Raw genomic sequence first — 4,794 nt, forward strand, 5'->3', positions numbered from 1 at the left:
AAGGCTACCATGAAGATCGAAATCGGAGACGCCGAGAAGATGCGAACGAAAATCTATGAGGTAGCGCAGGACTTCAAGATTCCCCTCGAAGAGAAGGATATCATCGTTAGTAAGAAAGAACGTTCGCTCAGGGTCCAGATCGCCTGGTCCGTGGATGTTGATGTCTTCGGGCTCTATCACAGAACCCTGCATTTCGAGATCAACGAAGAGGTCTGACCGTGTTTACCGGTATTATCGCCGAGATGGGAGAAGTTCTATCGCTCCGCCTGAAACGGCCCGGCGCGACCTTGACGGTAAAGGCCCCTGTTCTGGCGAGGGATACGGTCATCGGCGACAGCATCGCCATCAATGGGGCATGTCTTACCGTTGTCGGCATCGAGGAAAGCTCACTATCCTTCGATCTGTCAGGAGAGACGCTCACCGCGACGAACCTCGGCCAATTGAAGGTCGCGGAGCGGGTGAACCTCGAACCGTCCCTCAGACCCGACGGAAAATTGGGCGGCCACTTTGTCTCCGGTCATGTAGATGCCGTCGGGACGATCCGCACGAAGTCCACAGTCGGTGACACCCTCAGGATTGTCGTCGCCGCACCATCGCGTGTTGCGGGGTTCCTCGTCGAAAAGGGGTCTGTGGCGGTTGACGGGATAAGCCTTACCGTCGTAGAGGTGTCGGACGATGGGTTCAGTGTCGTGATTATTCCCCATACCGTGAAGGTGACGACTCTCGGCTTCAAGAATGTGGGAGATTCCCTGAATCTCGAGGCTGACATCATCGGGAAGTATGTAGCCCGGTTTCTCGCTGGGGATAGGACAAATAAGGCTGACCGGGACGGGCAGCTCATGAAATCCCTCGCTGAGGCGGGGTATCTAGACGAAAGCAGGAAAGGCGGCAGCCCGTAACCGGCAGGAGGCGGTCTGAGACATGTTCGATCCCTTACTGCGAACTGCTGGTAGCTCCTTGCTGATTCTGTATGCGGAGGTTAGAAATGCAGAAGTATAAGTTCAATACGATTGATGAGGCGATAGAGGACGTTGCGAAGGGTAAAATGATTATCCTCGTTGATGACGAGGACAGGGAAAACGAGGGGGACCTATGCATGGCCGCAGAGAAAGTGACCCCTGCTTCGATCAATTTCATGGCAAAACACGGCAGGGGCCTAATCTGTCTCTCTCTCACCGCCCAGCGGGTCGAGGAACTTGAGCTGCCGATGATGACCGGAAAGAATACCTCCCAGTTCGGCACCGCCTTTACCGTTTCGATAGAGGCAAAAAAAGGGGTAACGACAGGGATATCGGCAGCTGACAGGGCGACGACGATACTCACCGCCATAGACCCGAAGACAAAGGTCGAAGACCTCGCACGGCCTGGCCATGTCTTCCCGCTCCGCGCGAAACCCGGCGGGGTGCTGCAGAGGGCGGGCCAGACAGAGGGATCTGTCGACCTCGCGAGGCTTTCCGGTCTCTACCCGGCGGGTGTCATATGCGAGATCATGAGCGATGACGGAACCATGGCAAGGGTTCCGGAACTCATGGAGTTTGCAGGGCGGCATCGCCTCAAGATCGTGACGGTGAAAGACCTCATCCACCACAGGATCCGCACCGATCGCTACATCAGGAGGATCTCAGACGTGAACCTTCCGACCGAGCATGGCGAGTTCAGGGCAGTCGCCTACGAGAACGACATGGACAATAATATCCATATAGCACTCGTGAAGGGTGAGATAAAACCGGATGACGCCGTCCTCGTCCGGGTTCACTCCGAGTGCCTCACCGGCGACGTCTTCGGTTCGAAGCGGTGCGACTGCGGTGAACAGCTGCATAAGGCGATGGAACGAATTCACCGGGAGGGTAAAGGGGTTATCCTCTACATGAGGCAGGAGGGGAGGGGCATCGGACTCGCCAACAAGCTGCGCGCTTACGAACTTCAGGACAAGGGCCTCGACACCGTCGAGGCGAATATACAGCTCGGATTTAAGCCCGATTTGAGGGACTACGGCATAGGGGCGCAGATACTCGTCGACCTCGGTGTCAGGAAGATGCGTCTCATGACGAACAATCCGAAGAAGATCGTAGGTCTCGAGGGATACGGGCTCAAGGTCGGAGAAAGGGTCCCGATCGAGAGCAGGCCGCATGAGAAGAATATCATCTATTTGAAGACGAAGAAGAAGAAGCTCGGCCACATGCTCGAGAACGTTTGAGGTCAGCTCCGGCGTGAGGAGGCATATTACCGTTCGCTGATGGGAGACGGTCGGCCTCAGGACGAAATCCTTTCCCTTCGCGCTGAGATTAAACGTCTCAGGAAATCCCTCTCAGAACTCACTCCTCCCCTTACCGTTCTCCTGAAGCGGAGGGGGTTCACCATCTACAAGAAAGAACCTCAGGATGACCTCCTCCTGCCTGAAGAGAGATTCGTCGATGACTATTACAGAATCCTCAATAAGTATTCTTTCAGGCTCTTTCTCAGGGATGTCATTAAACACCAGGAACTCTTCACCCTTCGGGATGTTACGCGTTATGCCACCCAAGGGGTCACGAAAGATTATACGGAATACCTCGAGAGTATCGGACTCATTGGGAAAAGAGTGCGGGCCGCCGGCGAGGGTGCTGATATCGCCTATCGGTTAAGCAAGGGTCCCGTGAAGAGTTTCGGGGTGACCCTTGAATGGTTCATCGCGGAAATCTTCAAACGAGAATTCGCCGCAGAGGCGGTGTGGGGAGTGAAATGCAAGAGGCCGGTTGTCGGCGGCGATTACGACCTCATCGCCAAGATCGATGGTTCAATCCTCTACGGGGAGGTCAAGTCTTCACCCCCTAAGCAGATTTATGCCAATGAGATAGCAGCCTTCCTCACGAGGGCCTTCGATATGAAACCGGAGATCACCCTCTTCTTCATGGATACGGAGTTGCGGATGAAGGATAAGATCGTTCCGATCTTTGAAGAAGAACTGGGGAAACGACCCTCCCACGAAATCACCGGATTCTTCGGAAAAGGCAGGGGGGCGGTTACGGCACTCCGGGGAGAGAGGATCGAAAAAGAACTCTTCCACATAGAGGACAAAATCTTTATAATAAATGCGAAGGAAAGCATTGCCGGTAATATAGAACGGGTCTTACGCTGGTTTTTCAGGAGGTCCCTATGAGCACCGAGATCGAAATATGTGCGATATGTGCCTGGAGAGGTACGTGTCAGAAGAAGTTTTCCCTGTCCGGGAAAAATATCCACTGCGCTGATTTTGTGCGGGATGTGTCCCTGAAGGAAAAATCCGAAACGGAAAAGAAAAAGGAGGAAGCAGAGAAATGATCCCGAGGAAATTGCAGGACGCGCTCTCTCTCAGCGACGGCAAGCTCAGGATAAAAGACCTGAATGCCGTGAGGAATGCCATGGACGATCTCGTCTCCGAAGCGGTCTTCTCGGAGAATGAGGAAGAGAAGAAGGACCTCCTGATCTTCATAAAAGAGACGGCTAAGGCAGCGGGGGCGGTCCCTGCATCCATTCAGGGACTCTATGAGGAATTGGGGAGGGATTACCACGGCTTCACGGTGCCCGCAATGAACGTGCGGGGATTAACCTACGACGTTTCCCGGGCCATCTTCAGAAAGGCGATGGAAAAACGCGTCGGCGCCTTCATCTTTGAGATAGCCCGTTCCGAGATAGGATATACAAAGCAGCGGCCCCTCGAATACTCTGCTGTCGTTCTGGCCGCAGCCGTGAAGGAAGGATATCAGGGGCCCGTCTTTATTCAGGGTGACCACTTCCAGCTTGTGAGGAAGAACTACCTTTCGGACCCGGGGGCTGAAACGAATTACGTGAGAGGCCTGATAAAGGAGGCGATCGAGGCGGAGTTCTATAATATCGATATAGACTCTTCAACCCTCGTTGACCTCGAAAAACAGACGATCAAAGAGCAGCAGAGGCCGAACTTCGAAAAAACCGCTGAACTGGCACGCGGCATCAGAGAGATCCAGCCCCCCGGCATCGATATCTCGGTCGGCGGCGAGATCGGAGAGATAGGGGGGAAGAACAGCTCACCCGAAGAACTCAGGGCTTACCTCGACGGCTTCAAGGAACTATTCCGGACGGGCGGCAAGGGCCTCAGCAAACTCAGTGTCCAGACAGGCACGAGTCACGGCGGTGTTGTCCTGCCCGACGGCACCCTCGCGAAGGTGAAGATAGACTTCGACACCCTCAAGACGCTCTCGGAGATCGCGAGGAAGGAGTACGGGCTTTCGGGCGCGGTCCAGCACGGCGCCTCTACCCTCCCCGAGGAGGCCTTTGACATGTTCCCGAAGACAGGCACCTCCGAGGTGCACCTCGCCACAGGGTTCCAGAACATTATCTATGACAGCGCCCATCTCCCGGCGGCATTCAAAGACGAAGTCTACGCGTTCATCAAGCAGGAGTATGCGAAGGAGTGGAAAGAAGGACAGACCGAGGAGCAGTTCATCTACAGCACCAGGAAGAAGGGCTTCGGCCCGGCGAAGAAGAAGTGGTGGGACCTGCCCGCGGAGGTGAGGACGCTCATCATGGGCGAGATCAAGGACCGGTTCGGGCTGCTCTTTGACAAGCTGAAGGTGGCAAACACCTCCGAGATCGTAGGGAAGACGGTTAGTCCCGTAACGATCACCAAAGAAATTCCGGAGCAGATAAAGAAGGAACTGTCCTGATCATGTCCGGGAGCACGGACGGGACGGGCCCCGAGAACCTGCATGGGCGCTGAAGCCCCTGAAAAGAAGACCCTCGCGCTCATCGTCGGCGGCGGTCCCGCGCCCGGCATCAACGGCGTCATCAGCGCAG

6 protein-coding genes are annotated in these 4,794 nt (G+C 55.3%); all 6 read left to right on the plus strand.

The window, feature by feature from the left end:
* The coding region (locus VEI96_03280; protein HXX57004.1) for a hypothetical protein at nucleotides 1–216 on the plus strand (216 nt) is incomplete at its 5' end.
* Between the two features lie 2 nt (nucleotides 217–218).
* On the plus strand, nucleotides 219–899 hold the full coding sequence (locus tag VEI96_03285; protein HXX57005.1) for a riboflavin synthase: 681 nt from the start codon (nucleotides 219–221) through the stop codon (nucleotides 897–899).
* Between the two features lie 86 nt (nucleotides 900–985).
* The gene (locus VEI96_03290) at nucleotides 986–2,197 is read left to right on the plus strand and encodes a bifunctional 3,4-dihydroxy-2-butanone-4-phosphate synthase/GTP cyclohydrolase II (GenBank protein HXX57006.1); all 1,212 of its coding nucleotides are present in this window, start codon (nucleotides 986–988) and stop codon (nucleotides 2,195–2,197) included.
* Between the two features lie 39 nt (nucleotides 2,198–2,236).
* Nucleotides 2,237–3,139, plus strand: a complete 903-nt coding sequence (locus tag VEI96_03295) for a hypothetical protein (protein ID HXX57007.1) — start codon at nucleotides 2,237–2,239, stop codon at nucleotides 3,137–3,139.
* Complete coding sequence (locus tag VEI96_03300) at nucleotides 3,136–3,300, plus strand: hypothetical protein (protein HXX57008.1); 165 nt, start codon at nucleotides 3,136–3,138, stop codon at nucleotides 3,298–3,300. The genes VEI96_03295 and VEI96_03300 overlap by 4 nt, the downstream gene beginning before the upstream one ends.
* Complete coding sequence (locus VEI96_03305) at nucleotides 3,297–4,664, plus strand: class II fructose-bisphosphate aldolase (GenBank protein ID HXX57009.1); 1,368 nt, start codon at nucleotides 3,297–3,299, stop codon at nucleotides 4,662–4,664. Before VEI96_03300 ends, VEI96_03305 begins: the two co-directional genes overlap by 4 nt.
* The last annotated feature ends 130 nt before the right edge of the window (nucleotides 4,665–4,794 follow it).

This window comes from Thermodesulfovibrionales bacterium, from assembly GCA_035622735.1.
Taxonomy (GTDB): domain Bacteria; phylum Nitrospirota; class Thermodesulfovibrionia; order Thermodesulfovibrionales; family UBA9159; genus DASPUT01.

Bases quoted from the DNA above. Each gene is read 5' to 3' on its own strand.
- VEI96_03290 (HXX57006.1), top strand. From the start codon at position 986: ATGCAGAAGTATAAGTTCAATACGATTGATGAGGCGATAGAGGACGTT.
- VEI96_03295 (HXX57007.1), top strand. From the start codon at position 2,237: ATGGGAGACGGTCGGCCTCAGGACGAAATCCTTTCCCTTCGCGCTGAG.
- VEI96_03300 (HXX57008.1), top strand. From the start codon at position 3,136: ATGAGCACCGAGATCGAAATATGTGCGATATGTGCCTGGAGAGGTACG.
- VEI96_03305 (HXX57009.1), top strand. From the start codon at position 3,297: ATGATCCCGAGGAAATTGCAGGACGCGCTCTCTCTCAGCGACGGCAAG.